8 protein-coding genes are annotated in these 13031 nt (G+C 65.1%); 1 reads left to right on the forward strand and 7 read right to left on the reverse strand.

All coding sequences use genetic code 11. The features are described 5' to 3' along the window. Positions 1 to 6 precede the first annotated feature (6 nt). The 4 genes from ntrC to glnA form a co-directional block, all read right to left on the reverse strand. Positions 7 to 1470 carry a nitrogen regulation protein NR(I) gene (ntrC, locus tag ACFPN5_RS00680; protein WP_379779058.1) on the reverse strand — a complete coding sequence of 488 codons (1464 nt, stop codon included), beginning with the start codon at positions 1468 to 1470 and terminating at the stop codon, positions 7 to 9. Between the two features lie 58 nt (positions 1471 to 1528). Continuing rightward, on the reverse strand, positions 1529 to 2608 hold the full coding sequence (gene glnL / locus ACFPN5_RS00685; protein ID WP_379779060.1) for a nitrogen regulation protein NR(II): 1080 nt from the start codon (positions 2606 to 2608) through the stop codon (positions 1529 to 1531). Then, on the reverse strand, positions 2605 to 3144 hold the full coding sequence (locus tag ACFPN5_RS00690) for a DUF4124 domain-containing protein (RefSeq protein ID WP_379779062.1): 540 nt from the start codon (positions 3142 to 3144) through the stop codon (positions 2605 to 2607). Before ACFPN5_RS00690 ends, glnL begins: the two co-directional genes overlap by 4 nt. Before the next feature lie 166 nt (positions 3145 to 3310). Next, positions 3311 to 4726 carry a type I glutamate--ammonia ligase gene (glnA, locus tag ACFPN5_RS00695; protein WP_379779064.1) on the reverse strand — a complete coding sequence of 472 codons (1416 nt, stop codon included), beginning with the start codon at positions 4724 to 4726 and terminating at the stop codon, positions 3311 to 3313. 318 nt (positions 4727 to 5044) lie between these two features. Here glnA and ACFPN5_RS00700 point away from each other — a divergent pair, with 318 nt between their 5' ends. Next, entirely contained in the window at positions 5045 to 5503 is a 459-nt protein-coding gene (locus ACFPN5_RS00700) for a rhodanese-like domain-containing protein (RefSeq protein ID WP_379779066.1), read from the forward strand. Between the two features lie 177 nt (positions 5504 to 5680). Here the strand turns inward: ACFPN5_RS00700 and ACFPN5_RS00705 are convergent, their stop codons facing one another. The 3 genes from ACFPN5_RS00705 to ACFPN5_RS00715 all read right to left on the reverse strand — a co-directional run bounded on the left by ACFPN5_RS00705 (position 5681) and on the right by ACFPN5_RS00715 (position 12763). Then, complete coding sequence (locus ACFPN5_RS00705) at positions 5681 to 7645, reverse strand: CocE/NonD family hydrolase (protein WP_379779068.1); 1965 nt, start codon at positions 7643 to 7645, stop codon at positions 5681 to 5683. A 59-nt stretch (positions 7646 to 7704) separates the two neighbouring features. After that, positions 7705 to 9024, reverse strand: coding sequence for a TAXI family TRAP transporter solute-binding subunit (locus tag ACFPN5_RS00710; RefSeq protein ID WP_379779070.1), 1320 nt, complete (start codon positions 9022 to 9024; stop codon positions 7705 to 7707). Positions 9025 to 9103: 79 nt separating this feature from the next. Then, entirely contained in the window at positions 9104 to 12763 is a 3660-nt protein-coding gene (locus tag ACFPN5_RS00715; RefSeq protein WP_379779072.1) for a transglycosylase domain-containing protein, read from the reverse strand. Positions 12764 to 13031: the final 268 nt, after the last annotated feature.

Raw genomic sequence — 13031 nt, forward strand, 5'->3', positions numbered from 1 at the left:
GGGCGACTACTCTTCCCGCGCCCCGTCGATCCCCAGCTCGACAATCTTGCGCGTGATCGTGTTGCGCCCGATCCCGAGGCGCATCGCGGCGTCGTTCTTGCGGCCGTGCGTGTGCTTCAGGGCGGCCTTGATCAGGACCGACTCGAACTGCTTGCCGAGCGTGTCCATCACCTCGAACTGGCCGGCGCTGAGCATGCTCGCCGCCTGCAGCTCGAGCAGGCCAATCCAGCCGTCCGGCGAAGGCGCGCTCGCCAGCGAGACAGGCAGGGGAGCCGGGCCGTCCATCGGCGCCGCAGCAGGCATGGCGCCGGCTGGCGGCGCCTGGGTCAGGTCGCGCGGCAGGTCCTTGATCTCGACGGTCTGGCCGGGGGCCATCACGGTGATCCAGTTGCACAGGTTTTCCAGCTGGCGCACGTTGCCCGGCAGCTCCAGGCCGGAGAGGAAGCGCATCGCGCTCTCGCTCATGCGCTTCGGTTCGACGCCCAACTGGTGGGCACTCTGCACCAAAAAGTGGCGCACCAACAAGGGGATGTCCTCGCGCCGCTCGCGCAGGCTCGGCAGGCGCAGGCGGATCACGTTCAGGCGGTGATACAAGTCTTCGCGGAACAGGCCGTCGCGCACGCGCTGTTCCAGGTTCTGGTGGGTCGCTGCGATCACGCGCACATTGGCTTTTACGGGCTGGTGTCCGCCGACGCGGTAGAAGTGCCCGTCCGAGAGCACGCGCAGAAGCCGCGTCTGCAAATCGAAGGGCATGTCCCCGATCTCGTCCAGGAACAGGGTGCCGCCTTCGGCCTGCTCGAAGCGGCCGCGCCGCATCGCCTGGGCCCCGGTAAACGCGCCGCGCTCGTGGCCGAAGAGTTCGGACTCGAGCAGGTCCTTCGGGATGGCTGCCGTGTTGAGCGCAATGAAGGGTTGCTGGGCGCGCGGGCTGTGCTTGTGCAGGGCGCTGGCCACCAACTCCTTGCCGGTGCCCGATTCGCCGGTAATCAACACCGTCACGTTCGACTGCGACAGGCGGCCAATGGCGCGGAACACTTCCTGCATCGCCGGCGCCAGGCCCAGGATTTCCGGGGTCTCGGCGGGCGCGGCTTCCACGCTCGCTTCGCGCAGGCTCTCCTCGAGCGCGCGCCGGATCAGGGAGACGGCCTTGTCGATGTCGAAGGGTTTTGCCAGGTAGTCAAAAGCGCCGCCCTGGAACGAGGCGACCGCCGAATCGAGGTCGGAAAACGCGGTGATGATGATGACCGGCAGGCCCGGATGGCGCGCTTTCACGGCCTGCAGCAGGTCGATGCCGGATTCGCCCGGCATGCGGATGTCCGACACCAGCACCTGCGGCGTGTCGGTTTCGAATGCGGTCAGCGCGTCGCGCGCGTTGGAGAAGCTGCGTGTCTCCAGGTTTTCGCGCGCCAGCGCCTTTTCCAGCACCCAGCGGATCGATGCATCGTCGTCGACAATCCAGATTGGTTTCATGTAAGTCGTGCTTTCCGCAGTAGATTCGTCGTGGACACGGCGGAAACACGGCCCCTTCTTATGGAAGCGGCAGCAGGATCCGGAAATCCGTCAGTCCAGGCCGGCTTTCGCACTCGATCATGCCCAGGTGCTGCTGCACGAAGGTTTGCGCCAGCGTCAGCCCCAGGCCGCTGCCGCCATCCCTGCCCGACACCAGCGGGTAGAAGATACGGTCGCGGATCTCCGGTGCGATGCCCGGTCCATTGTCGATGATATGCAAGTCTAATGCCAGCCCGTAGCGGACCTTGGCCAGGGTCACCTGGCGCGCCACGCGGGTGCGTAAAACGATCTCGGCGTCGCCCGCGGCGATGCGCTTGGCCAGGGCCTGCGCGGCGTTGTGGACGATGTTGAGCACGGCCTGGATCAGCTGCTCCTTGTCGCCCCGGAACTCGGGAATCGAGGCGTCGTAATCGCGCCGGATGGACAGGCCGTTCGGGAACTCGGCCAGCACCAGGCTGCGCACGCGCTCGCAGACTTCGTGGATGTTGACGTCGCCGACGATGTGGGGCTTCCTGTGCGGCGCCAGCAGGCGGTCGACCAGGGTCTGCAGGCGGTCGGCTTCCTTGATGATCACCTGCGTATATTCTTTCAGCTCGCCCAGGTGCAGCGGCGGCAGCTCGAGCTCGAGCAGCTGCGCCGCGCCGCGGATGCCGCCCAGCGGGTTCTTGATCTCATGGGCCAGGTTGCGGATCAGTTCCTTGTTGGCCTGGCTCTGGTCGAGGAATCGCTCCTCGCGGTCGAGTTTCAGCTGCTGGACGTTCTCGCGCAGTTCGATCAGCACTTCGCCATCGCCCAGGGCGCTGGCGATGCTGTGCACATGCAGGATCTCGCGCCCGGGACGTTCCAGTGCCAGGTCCTGGCGCAGGTCGGCGTACTGATGGGCGCGCGCCTGCGCGCACAGCGCGGCCAGCTCTTCGCCGTTGGAAAACAGCGCGCCCAGGGTCTGGCGCGACAGCGATTTGAGCGAGGCGTCGAGCAGGTTCTCGGCCGCCGGGTTGGCGTAGCAGACGCGGTCGGACGGGTCGACCAGCAGCACGCTCGAGGCCAGCAGCTCCAAGCCTGCAAAGCGGGCCGGCTGCGCGCTGGCTGGCGTGCTCATCGGACGTTCGCAATCTCGCGCCGCAGCGCTTCGATATTGCGCTCGGTGCGGTTGATATCGTCGCGCATCTGGCCCACGCGCTCCAGGTATTTGGCGTAGTTGCGCTCGTTGCCCTGACGGTCGGGCTCGCCGTTCTTGAAGACCGCTTTCAGCTCGGCCAGCTTCTTTTCTTCCGCACGCAATTCTTCGTTCAGGATGGCGCGGCGGTCGTCGTCGCGCACGCGCTGCTGCGAGGTGTCCACGCGCGGGAAGTTGGACGGGCTCGGCGTGGCCGCCGTTGTCCCGCCGCCGGTGCCGGACGCGGCCGCTGCCGGATTGCCGGGGCGCACGGCCGGGATCAGCGGGGACGCCGCCGGCGGGCGCGGCGCGACGGGCGCGGACTCGATCAGCTCGCAATTGCCCTTCTTCATGTCGGTGTACAGCTTGCCGCCGTTGGCATCGGTACAACGGTAGACCTGGGCCTGGGCTGCCGCGGCAAACTGCAGCGCCAGGCCGCCCGCCAGGAGAGCCGCGCCGCGGCGAAAACCAGTGTTCATCGTTCGCATCGGTAGGAGCAGCACGGTATGCCGTGCAAGTGAAAGTTGAGCCGAATATACCGCATCCAAATAAAAACGCGGGGAAAGCCACTGGCCTTCCCCGCGTTTGTTACCTCGGCTTACAGCTTTTGATGCCGTAGCGCAACAGCTCGGTATTTTCTTCCGATTACGCCGAGTAGTACATGTCGAATTCGACCGGGTGCGGGGTCATGCGCATGCGCTGCACTTCCTGCATCTTCAGTTCCAGGTAGGCATCGATCATGCTGTCGCTGAAGACGCCGCCGCGGGTCAGGAACTCGCGGTCCTTATCGAGCGCTTCCAGCGCTTCTTCGAGCGACGAGCAGACCGTCGGGATCAGCTTGTCTTCTTCCGGCGGCAGGTGGTAAAGGTCCTTCGAGGCGGCTTCGCCCGGATGGATCTTGTTCTGGATGCCGTCCAGGCCCGCCATCAGCAGCGCCGCGAAGCACAGGTAGACGTTGGCCAGCGGGTCCGGGAAGCGCACTTCGATGCGGCGGCCCTTCGGGTTCGGAACGTGCGGGATGCGGATCGAGGCCGAACGGTTACGGGCCGAGTAGGCCAGCTTCACCGGCGCTTCGTAGCCAGGCACCAGGCGCTTGTACGAGTTGGTGCCCGGGTTGGTGATCGCGTTCAGTGCCTTGGCGTGCTTGATGATGCCGCCGATGTAGAACAGCGCCGTTTCCGACAGGCCGGCATAGCCGTCGCCCGCGAACAGGTTCTTGCCGTCTTTCCAGATCGACTGGTGCACGTGCATGCCCGAGCCGTTGTCGCCGTTGATCGGCTTTGGCATGAAGGTGGCGGTCTTGCCGTAGCTGTGGGCGACGTTCCAGACCACGTATTTCAGGTTCTGGGTCCAGTCGGCGCGCTCGACCAGGGTCGAGAAGCGGGTGCCGATTTCGTTCTGGCCGGCGCCGGCCACTTCGTGGTGGTGCACTTCGACAGGGATGCCGAGCGATTCAAGGATCAGGCACATTTCCGAGCGCATGTCCTGGAAGCTGTCGACCGGAGGCACTGGGAAATAGCCGCCCTTGACCGCTGGACGATGGCCGCTGTTGCCGCCTTCGGTTTTCGCGTCGGTCGACCACGAGGCTTCGTCCGAATCGATCTTGACGAAGCAACCCGACATGTCGACTTTCCAGCGGATCGAATCGAAGATGAAGAATTCTGGCTCCGGACCGAAATAGGCGGTGTCGCCCAGGCCGGTCGACTTCAGGTAGGCTTCGGCGCGCTTGGCGATCGAGCGCGGGTCGCGGTCGTAGCCCTTGCCGTCCGACGGTTCGATCACGTCGCACTGCATGAACATCGTCGTCTCTTCCATGAACGGGTCGATGTTGGCGGTGTTCGGGTCCGGCATCAGGATCATGTCCGATGCTTCGATGCCCTTCCAGCCTGCGATCGACGAGCCGTCGAAGGCGTGGCCCGACTCGAATTTGTCGAGGTCGAAGTGCGACACAGGAACGGTGACGTGCTGCTCTTTACCACGGGTGTCCGCGAAACGGAAATCCACGAACTTGACTTCGTTGTCCTTCACCATCTGTATCACATCTGCGGCGGTCTTTGCCATGCGTTTCTCCTGAATGAAATGGGTTGCTGCTGGTAGCGAGGTTTCCAGAAACCGATCAGCTTGCCTGCAGCCTGCTTGCTACCGTTAATGCAGGAACTGTGCCAGCTCCCCAGCATGAACAAATACGCAATCGTTCTTTGGCAACACGAGAGTTTAACCATAAAATCTTGCGGAGTACGGTTTTCCATCGCGGTGCAGCCAACTCATCTTTTGCACCTTTTTGGTGCGGGCTGGACAAAGCGCACCATTTTGAAGCACCACGCACCGTTTCAGCAAGACCGACCCAATTGGGTGCGGATTCACCGAACAGGGAACACCATGACGACGATTGACGACATTCTCGCAACAGCACGTACCCGCACGCCGGGCCAATCCTATGCCGGTGCCGTGACCCCGCAGGAAGCGTTTGCACTGCTTCAGGCCGACCCGAGGGTCAAGATCGTCGACGTGCGCACCAATGCCGAGCGTGACTGGGTGGGCCGCATCGCGGTCCCGGACACCCAGCATGTGGCGGTGCAGTGGGCCACCTACCCCGGGGGCCAGCCGAATCCCCAGTTCGGCGAGCAACTGGCCCAGGTGGCGAACCCGGACGAAATCCTGCTGTTCCTGTGCCGCTCCGGCGTGCGCTCGCGCCACAGCGCGCGGGTGGCGACCGAACTGGGTTACGCCAATTCGTTCGATATCCTGGAAGGTTTCGAGGGCGACCGCGATGGCGAAGGCCACCGCAAGACGCTCGGCGGCTGGTGCAAGGCGGGGCTGCCCTGGGTCGGGGCGTAAAAAATGTAGGGTGGGCGGCTCTGCCGCTCACGCGTTCAGCCATGGGTGATCCGCCGCGAATGATCAACCGAGCGTTGAACGCGTGGGGTGACGCGGGCTAAATGCCCGCGGAACGCAACGCAGGCGTTCGAGCAGCGTGAACGCCAACGTTCGGGTATAGCCGCACACCCTACGTCATCAGCGGGGCAGCACCAGCACCTGCACGCCCGACGCCGTGCCTGGCGCGCGGTACACGCGCTGGGTTGCCTTCTGGAAGTCTTCGGGGCGCGCTTTCGGGATGTGCGTAAACGTCTGCGGGTTCAGGTCGACCAGCGGGAACCAGGAACTTTGCACCTGCACCATGATGCGGTGGCCACGGCGGAAGGTGTGGTTGACCTGGCCGATGTCGAAATTGACTGCCTCCACCTTCCCCGGCGTGAACGGCGCCGGCTTCTCAAAGCTGTTCCTGAACTTGCCGCGCAGCGGGTTGCCGCGCACCAGTTGCTGGTAGCCGCCCATCTCGAGCGTCGGCACGGGCACGTCGCTGCCCTTGCGTTCGTGCGGCGCTTCTGGATAGGCCGCCGGATACACATCGATCAGTTTCACCACCCAGTCGGCGTCGGTGCCGGTGGTGGAGACGAACAGCTTCGGCGTCACGGGGCCGGCGAGCGTCACGTCCTCTTCCAGCACCTCGCTCTGGTAGACCAGCACGTCGGGGCGCGTGGCGGCGAAGCGCTGGTCGGACACCATGTATTCCTGCGGCACGCCGGTGGCCGGGTAAGCGATGAAGGGCACGGGTTTGCGGGGATCGGCCAGGTATTCATCGTACGCCGCACCCGCTGTGGCCGCCGGCTGTTTCCACTCCAGCTTGCCGTTGGGGCCGAAGTACAGCGTAAGGGGCTTGGCCTGCACCGGTGGCCAGGCCGTGTAGCGGCGCCAGACGTTGCTGCCGGTCTCGAAGGCGGTGACCTCGGCAACGCCGGCGGCCGGCTTGACGCCTTTCAGGTGCTGCTCGAAGAACGGGAACTGCAGCTCCTTGCGGAAGTATTCGGAGGTCTTGCTATCGAAACTCACATGCCCGAGGCGCGCGCCCTCGCCGCGCGCCCAGCCGCCGTGCACCCAGGGGCCCATCACCAGGCTGTTCTGGATGCCGGGGTTCTGCTTCTCGATCGCGCCATAGGTCGTGAACGGGCCTTGCGGGTCTTCCGCATCGAACCAGCCGCCGACCGTCAGCACGGCCGCCTTGACATTCTTCATGCGCGGACCGATGGCGCGCGACTGCCAGAACTCGTCGTAGGTGTCGTGCTCGATCGTCGGCACGAGCAGCGCACGCTGCTCTGCGGTCATGGTGGCCAGGATGTTCGGCAGGGTGAGGCGCTTGAGGAAGAAGTCGTAGCCGTCGGTCGTGCCATAATCGAACCCGGCGCGCGTCTTCGGCAGCGGCGTCGGGTTCGGGGCCTCGGTAAAGGCGGCATAGAAGTCGAAGTTCGCTGCCAGCATGAAGGCGCCGCCGTGATAGGAGTCGTCGCCCATGTACAGGTCAGCGATCGGCGCCTGCGGCGAGGCGGCCTTGATCGCCGGGTGGGAATCGATGATGCTGGCCGCCGTATAAAAGCCCGGATAGCTGATGCCGTGGATGCCGACCTTGCCGTTATGGTTCGGCACATTCTTCAATAGCCATTCCACGGTGTCATGCATGTCCTGGCTTTCCTCGCCCTCGCCCGCCTGGCGCTTGGCCTTGCCGTGCGGCGTCATCTCCTGCCACTTCCCTTCCGACATGAAGCGGCCGCGCACGTCCTGCTTCACGAAGATATAGCCGGCGTCCTCGAACTCGCGCGATGGCCCGATCGATTCCGGAAACCAGTCGACGCCGTAGCGCAACTCGCCCTGCGCCTGCACGCCGGCGCTGTAGGGAGTGCGCTGCATGAGGAAGGGATAGGTCCGGCTGCTGTCCTTCGGCACATACACCGCCGTGAACAGCTTGACGCCGTCGCGCATCGGGATCTGGTACTCGTACTTGGTGTAGGTCGCGCGCAGGTTGCGTTTTGCGGCCGGTGCGTCGCTTGCCTGGGCTGCCAGGTTATTCGCCAGCGCAAGGGGAGAGCCGAGGGAGCTGAACCCCAGCGCAATGCTCAGGGCCAGGAGGGGAAGCGGACGGCGCATCGTGAATTCTTTCGGAACGTACAGGGGCCGCCAGTGTAATCGGATTCCCGAGAGAATTGTTATTCGGCCAACCCGCCCGCCGGCAGTGCGGCAGGATCAGCTGCAACCCGCTGGCGCACGATATTGATATGCCCGCGCAGGCCATACAGGCCGTCGGCATAGGCCAGCGGAATCGAGATGTGGTTGACGCTCTCCTCGATCTCGTCGAGCCGGCGCAGCAGATCGGCGCGCACGATTTCTCGTTGTTCGTCGACTACGCCCTCCCAGGCCTGCTCGACCGCGCGCAGTTCGCCGTACCAGCGGTAGACGCGCGAGCGCACGCGCCACACGTACAGCGGCGGCACGATCTTCGACAGGGGGATCACCAGCGCCGCCAGCGCGACCACCACGACCCACAGCCGGTCGAACAGGTTGGCCAGCCAGAAGCTCATGTAGCGCTGCAGGAAAGGCGGGCCGTCGCGATAGTATTTGGCCGCCTCGTCGGACACGGGAATCTCGGTGTACTTCGGCGACGGGAACTGCCCCTGCTGCTGGAACCACCCTGCCCCGCCGTGGATCTCGACGGCCGCCTTCACGAACAGGTCGACCAGCGCCGGATGCAGGTCTTCGCGGGCGACGAGCGTCGCTGTCGGCGCAATCAAGTGATAGTCCTGGGCCGGGATGTCGCGCCCGAGGTCGACGATCGCGCGCGGCAGCGTCACATGGGTGAGGAAAGGCAGGCGCCGCGTATAGGCTTCGGCCTGGCTGAAGTTGAACAGCCGGATGCCGGGCGTTTGCAGCAGCATCTGGATCAGCGGCGCTTCCGGCGCCGAGCTGAAGACGAGCCCGTCGATGCGTCCGGCCAGCAGCTCGACCGTCGCCGGCGTGTTCTCGAGCGCGCCGATGGTCAGCTCGTTCGGTTCGACGCCATTCACCGATAACACCTGGCGGAACAAAGTCGGCACACCCGTGCCTTCCGGCCCGAGGTTGATGCGCAGGCCGCGCAGGCCGGTCAAGTTGTTCGTTTTGACCGTATCGCGCAGGAACAGCCACACCGGTTCCGTGAACAGGCTGCCCAGCGACACGAGGCCGAGCTTGCCGGCCTGCTCTTCGCTGGTCGAGCCGCTTTGCACAAAGGCGATGTCGGCCTGCCCGCGCTGCAGGCGTTCGAGGTTTTCCTGGGAGCCGAGCGAGGGCTGGAGACTGACGACGATGCCGTCGCGTTTCAGTTCCTTCGCATACTGGGTCCCGAAGGCTTCGTAGGCGCTGTGTTCCTGGCCGGTGGCGAGGCGCACCTGGCGCGGGGGCGCCGGGTCGACCAGCAGGTAGGCGACGAAGCAGGCGATGCCAACCAGGAGAATGGTCGGCCCTGCCGCGACCAGCAGATCGCGCAGGGACACGAAACTGAAATTGCGGATGCGGGAAACCGCACGCCGGCTAGCCTGGCGCGCGCGTTCGCCCGTGGGTGTTCCCCTCACCTCAGAACAGGGTCGACTCTGAGCGCGGAGGCTGCGCCTGCTGCTTCGGTTGCGCCGTCTGCGACTCCACCGGTTGCGCCTTCGGCTTCAGCTCCGCCGCCTTCGGGTGCGACTCGGCCGCCTTCGGCTTCGGCTCTGCCGCCTTCGGCTTCGACTCTGCCACCTTCGGCTTCGGCTCTGCCGCCTTCGGCTTCGGCTCCGCCGCCTTCGGCTTCGGCTCTGCCGCCTTCGGCTTCGGCTCTGCTGCCTTCGCCTCCACCGCCTTCGGCTTCGAGTCTGCAGGCTGCAGCTTCGGCTCCGCTGGCTGCGCCTCAGCAGACTCCGGCTGCGATTCTGCATGCTGGGCGAACTGCGGCGCCGGCTTTTGCGGTTTCGGCTGTAGCAGCTGCGCCGCGACGCCGCCCCGGGATGCTTCGATCATCGGCATCAGGCTCGGCGCCAGGGACGTGAGCAGCTGCACCGGCAGCGCGCTGGTGAAGTCGTAGTTTTCCGACTGCGGGCCATGCACATAGGCCGTCATGCTGCCGAAGAAGCGTTCGCCGATGTTGAAGACAAAGGTCGCCGAACGGTTCACGTAGCGTGACTCGATCAGGCGTCCGCCCCGGGCGTACACGTCGAAACGCTGGTCGCCGGTACCGGTCTTGCCGCCCAGGGCAACGATGTTGCCGTCGGCCATGGCAAACGCCGTCTTGACGCGCTTGGCGGTACCGTCCGAGACCACGCCGCGGATGGCGTCGGCCACGGTGCGCGCCACTTCTGGCGACAGCACCACTTCGTGCTCGACTTTGCTTGAGCGCTTGACCAGGGTCTCGTAAGGCGTGTTCTTGGCGAAGTGCAGCGAATTGATGCGCTCGACAGGTTTCCTCACGCCGCCGTTGATGATGATGCCCATCAGTTCGGCCAGCGCGGCCGGACGGTCGGCCGAGGCGCCCAGGGTCGTCGCATACGACGGCACCAGCGAATCGAACGGGTAGCCCATCTTCTTCCACTGCGCATGGATCTTCAGGAAGGACTCGACTTCCAGCAGGCCGGCGATGCGCTTGTCCTGGGCGTTCTTGCGATTGGTCTTGAACAGCCAGGAATACACTTCCTGGCGCTCCTTCACGCTGGCGGCGACTGCTTCGCTCCAGGTCGCTTTCGGGTGGTTGCGCAGGTAACCCACGAGCCACAGTTCCAGCGGGTGGGTCGAGGCGACGTAGCCGCGGTCGGCCAGCGACATGTTGGCAGGCGCGTACATGTCGTACATCTTCTCGATGCGTTCCTGGTCCACCTCGTTGGTCGGCAGCGACTGGTTGATGAAGGCGCCGAACTGCTGCAAGGTCGCGTTCGGGGCGATCGTGCGGTGTGCCGCCGCCAGCTTCGAGGCTGCCGGACGGATGCCGGCCAGCAGCAGCGCATTCACTTCGGCCGGGGTCTTGCCCTTGTACTTGTTCCAGAACTTCGCCAGGAAGGTCTTGCCTTCGCTGTCGGCGAAGCGCGCCAGGTACTGGGCGCGGCGCGGGTCGTCGGCGTCGGCCAGCAGGGCGGCCGAGGAACCCGGCAGCTGGAACATGTAATAGCGGGCCACGTCGCGCATCATGCGCACGAACACCAGGTTCGTGGACTGCTGCAGCGCTTCCTGCACCGTCATGATCTTCGAGTTGTCGAGCTTGCTGAAGTTGCCGAAGTAATGCAGGCCGCCGCCGGTGAAGAAGCCCTCGCCCGGGTTGGCCGAATACTTGCGCTGCATGGCCGCGTCGAGCATTGGCTTCAGGCTGCGGTCGGCATTCGCCGGCAGCGTCAGGAAGTACTCGACCGCCCACTGGCTCATGCGGTCCTTCGGATCGATGCGTGCTTCGCGCAGCGCCTTCGCGTCGAGCGGCTCGTAGCGGCGGTACAGCTGGTCGACGATGTCGAGGTAGGTGACGAGCGTGCGCAGCTTGGCGGTGGAGCCGAGATCGAGCTTGGCCTGCTCGTTGATGTCGAGCGGCTGGTCGTAGTTGTCGGTCTGGATGCGCAGGTAGTTGACGTTGTCGCCACGCTCCATCAGCGTGAAGCTGTAGATCACCTTGGCCGGGTCGCCGTTGCCGAGCAGGCCCTTGCCGGTGAGGCCGGCCGCTTCCGCCGCCTCGGGCGTGGTGAGCTGGCGCAGGACGCTGGTGACGGCCTGCTGTGCCTGGCCGTCCAGCGTCGACACGACCGACATGTCGAGGCGGTCGAGGTTGTACAGGCGCGATTCGCCCAGCATGTAGCCGAGGTGGTTGCGCACCGCGTTGGCGGCCTTGCGCGAGACGAAGGCGTTCGCCGCCGGCGGTTCGACGCCGGACGAGAGGGCCGGATGCAGCTTCGCCCTGAGGGCGGCGTCGCGCAGCTGCGGCGTGATCACGCCGGACTGGGCCAGCACGCGCAGGTGGCTGTCGGTGAGCGTTTCCAGGTCGGCCTTGCCGGCGCCGAGGTAATAGGCCGGACGGCGCTGCGCGATCATCAGCGACAGCGCTTCCTTGTAGATGAGCACGGCTTCGGGCGTGTCGAGGCGGCCCTTCAGGGCGGCGCTCACTTTCGCGAAATCGCGCCCGTACCAGACCCACATGCCGTCGCCGATGCCGTTCACTTCGCCGTAGCCGGGCTTGGCCGACAGCGGCACCGTGTTCAGGTAGTCGAGCACGATCTGGCGCCGGGTGCCGGTGGTGTCTTCGCCGTCGCGGTAGGCGCGCAGCGTGGCCGAGGCCATCTGGATCAGCTTGTCCTCGAGCGAGGCGGTACGCCCTTCCGGAGAGTGGCGGTATTTTTCGATCTGGGTAGCCAGCGTGGAGCCGCCGGCGACGCGCCCGCCGCCGCCAATGCCGACCGAGGACAAGGCCTTGTCGAACACGGCTTTCGAGAAGCGGTCCCATTCGACGGCCGGGTTGCGTTTCGGGTAAGCCGGGTCGAGCAGCTCGCGGTTTTCGATGAACAGCAGGCTTTGCACCAGCAGCTGCGGCGTGTCGTCGAAGCGCTCGTAGGAGCGCTCGGGGAAGCGCGTGCCGAACAGCGGCTCGCCACGGAAATCGAGGATTTCCAGGCCGGTGCGGGTCTTTTCCTGATAAGTGGCGAACAGGCCGTGCTCGGCCAGTTCGAGCATCTTCGGCGACATGCGCGCCTGGGACTCGACGACGTAGTCGCGCGCCTGCAGCTTGGCCAGGTAGGACGGCATGTGCGCGTAGCCGAGGCGCGCGTCATAGGGGCTCATGGCCGGGAAGCGGATGGAGTCGCTCGGCCCCTTGGCCATGCGGAAGTTCACCTCCTCCATCATGTCGGCGAAAATCTTGGCCTGCAGGGTCGAGGTGCGGGTTTCGTAGACGGCATAGGCCGAGCCGGCGGCAACGACCACCAGCAGCAGGCCGAACAGGAGCCGCTTGCCGCGGCCCGTGCCGCGCGGCGGCTCGCCTTCGCGCTCGGGTTCGCTCGCCGGAGGCTCGCCTGCGCCGCCGGGCACAGGGTCGGTGACGACCGCGGCAGCGGCCGTCGCCGAGCCGGTTCCTGACCCTGTCACCAGCGACAGATGGGGGACGGTGTCGTACTGCGCTGCCTCCTGGCCCCCCGCGTCCATGGCGGGCGCGGCATTGCCGTCGGAGCGGGTGCGCAGGTTGCGCACCGCCTGAAATACGTTACGAGGCCGTTTGAAACGGCGAGTGCTTTCCATGATGGCTTAACCGGTTTGAATCGTTTTTCCTGCAATGCCTGTCAACCTGCTCGCCATCCCTGCTACCGGTCTGTTCGAGTGTTCGAGGTCGTCGTTGGTTCACGTTTTGGGCGCCGTAAAACAACTGCAAAATGCTGCGGATTTCACCGCGCCCAAGCCACCATTCCACCACATCAACAGGTCTTGCATGAAGCCCTGTTCAACAAATTTGACCTGCCCTGATTTTTTTCGCAAAAAAACAACGGCAGAGTTATCTGGATGGCATTGA

This window comes from Massilia niabensis (assembly GCF_042655085.1).
Taxonomy (GTDB): domain Bacteria; phylum Pseudomonadota; class Gammaproteobacteria; order Burkholderiales; family Burkholderiaceae_D; genus Telluria; species Telluria niabensis.

Bases quoted from the DNA above. Each gene is read 5' to 3' on its own strand.
- ntrC (WP_379779058.1), bottom strand. From the start codon at position 1,470: ATGAAACCAATCTGGATTGTCGACGACGATGCATCGATCCGCTGGGTG.
- glnL (WP_379779060.1), bottom strand. From the start codon at position 2,608: ATGAGCACGCCAGCCAGCGCGCAGCCGGCCCGCTTTGCAGGCTTGGAG.
- ACFPN5_RS00690 (WP_379779062.1), bottom strand. From the start codon at position 3,144: ATGAACACTGGTTTTCGCCGCGGCGCGGCTCTCCTGGCGGGCGGCCTG.
- glnA (WP_379779064.1), bottom strand. From the start codon at position 4,726: ATGGCAAAGACCGCCGCAGATGTGATACAGATGGTGAAGGACAACGAA.
- ACFPN5_RS00700 (WP_379779066.1), top strand. From the start codon at position 5,045: ATGACGACGATTGACGACATTCTCGCAACAGCACGTACCCGCACGCCG.
- ACFPN5_RS00705 (WP_379779068.1), bottom strand. From the start codon at position 7,645: ATGCGCCGTCCGCTTCCCCTCCTGGCCCTGAGCATTGCGCTGGGGTTC.
- ACFPN5_RS00715 (WP_379779072.1), bottom strand. From the start codon at position 12,763: ATGGAAAGCACTCGCCGTTTCAAACGGCCTCGTAACGTATTTCAGGCG.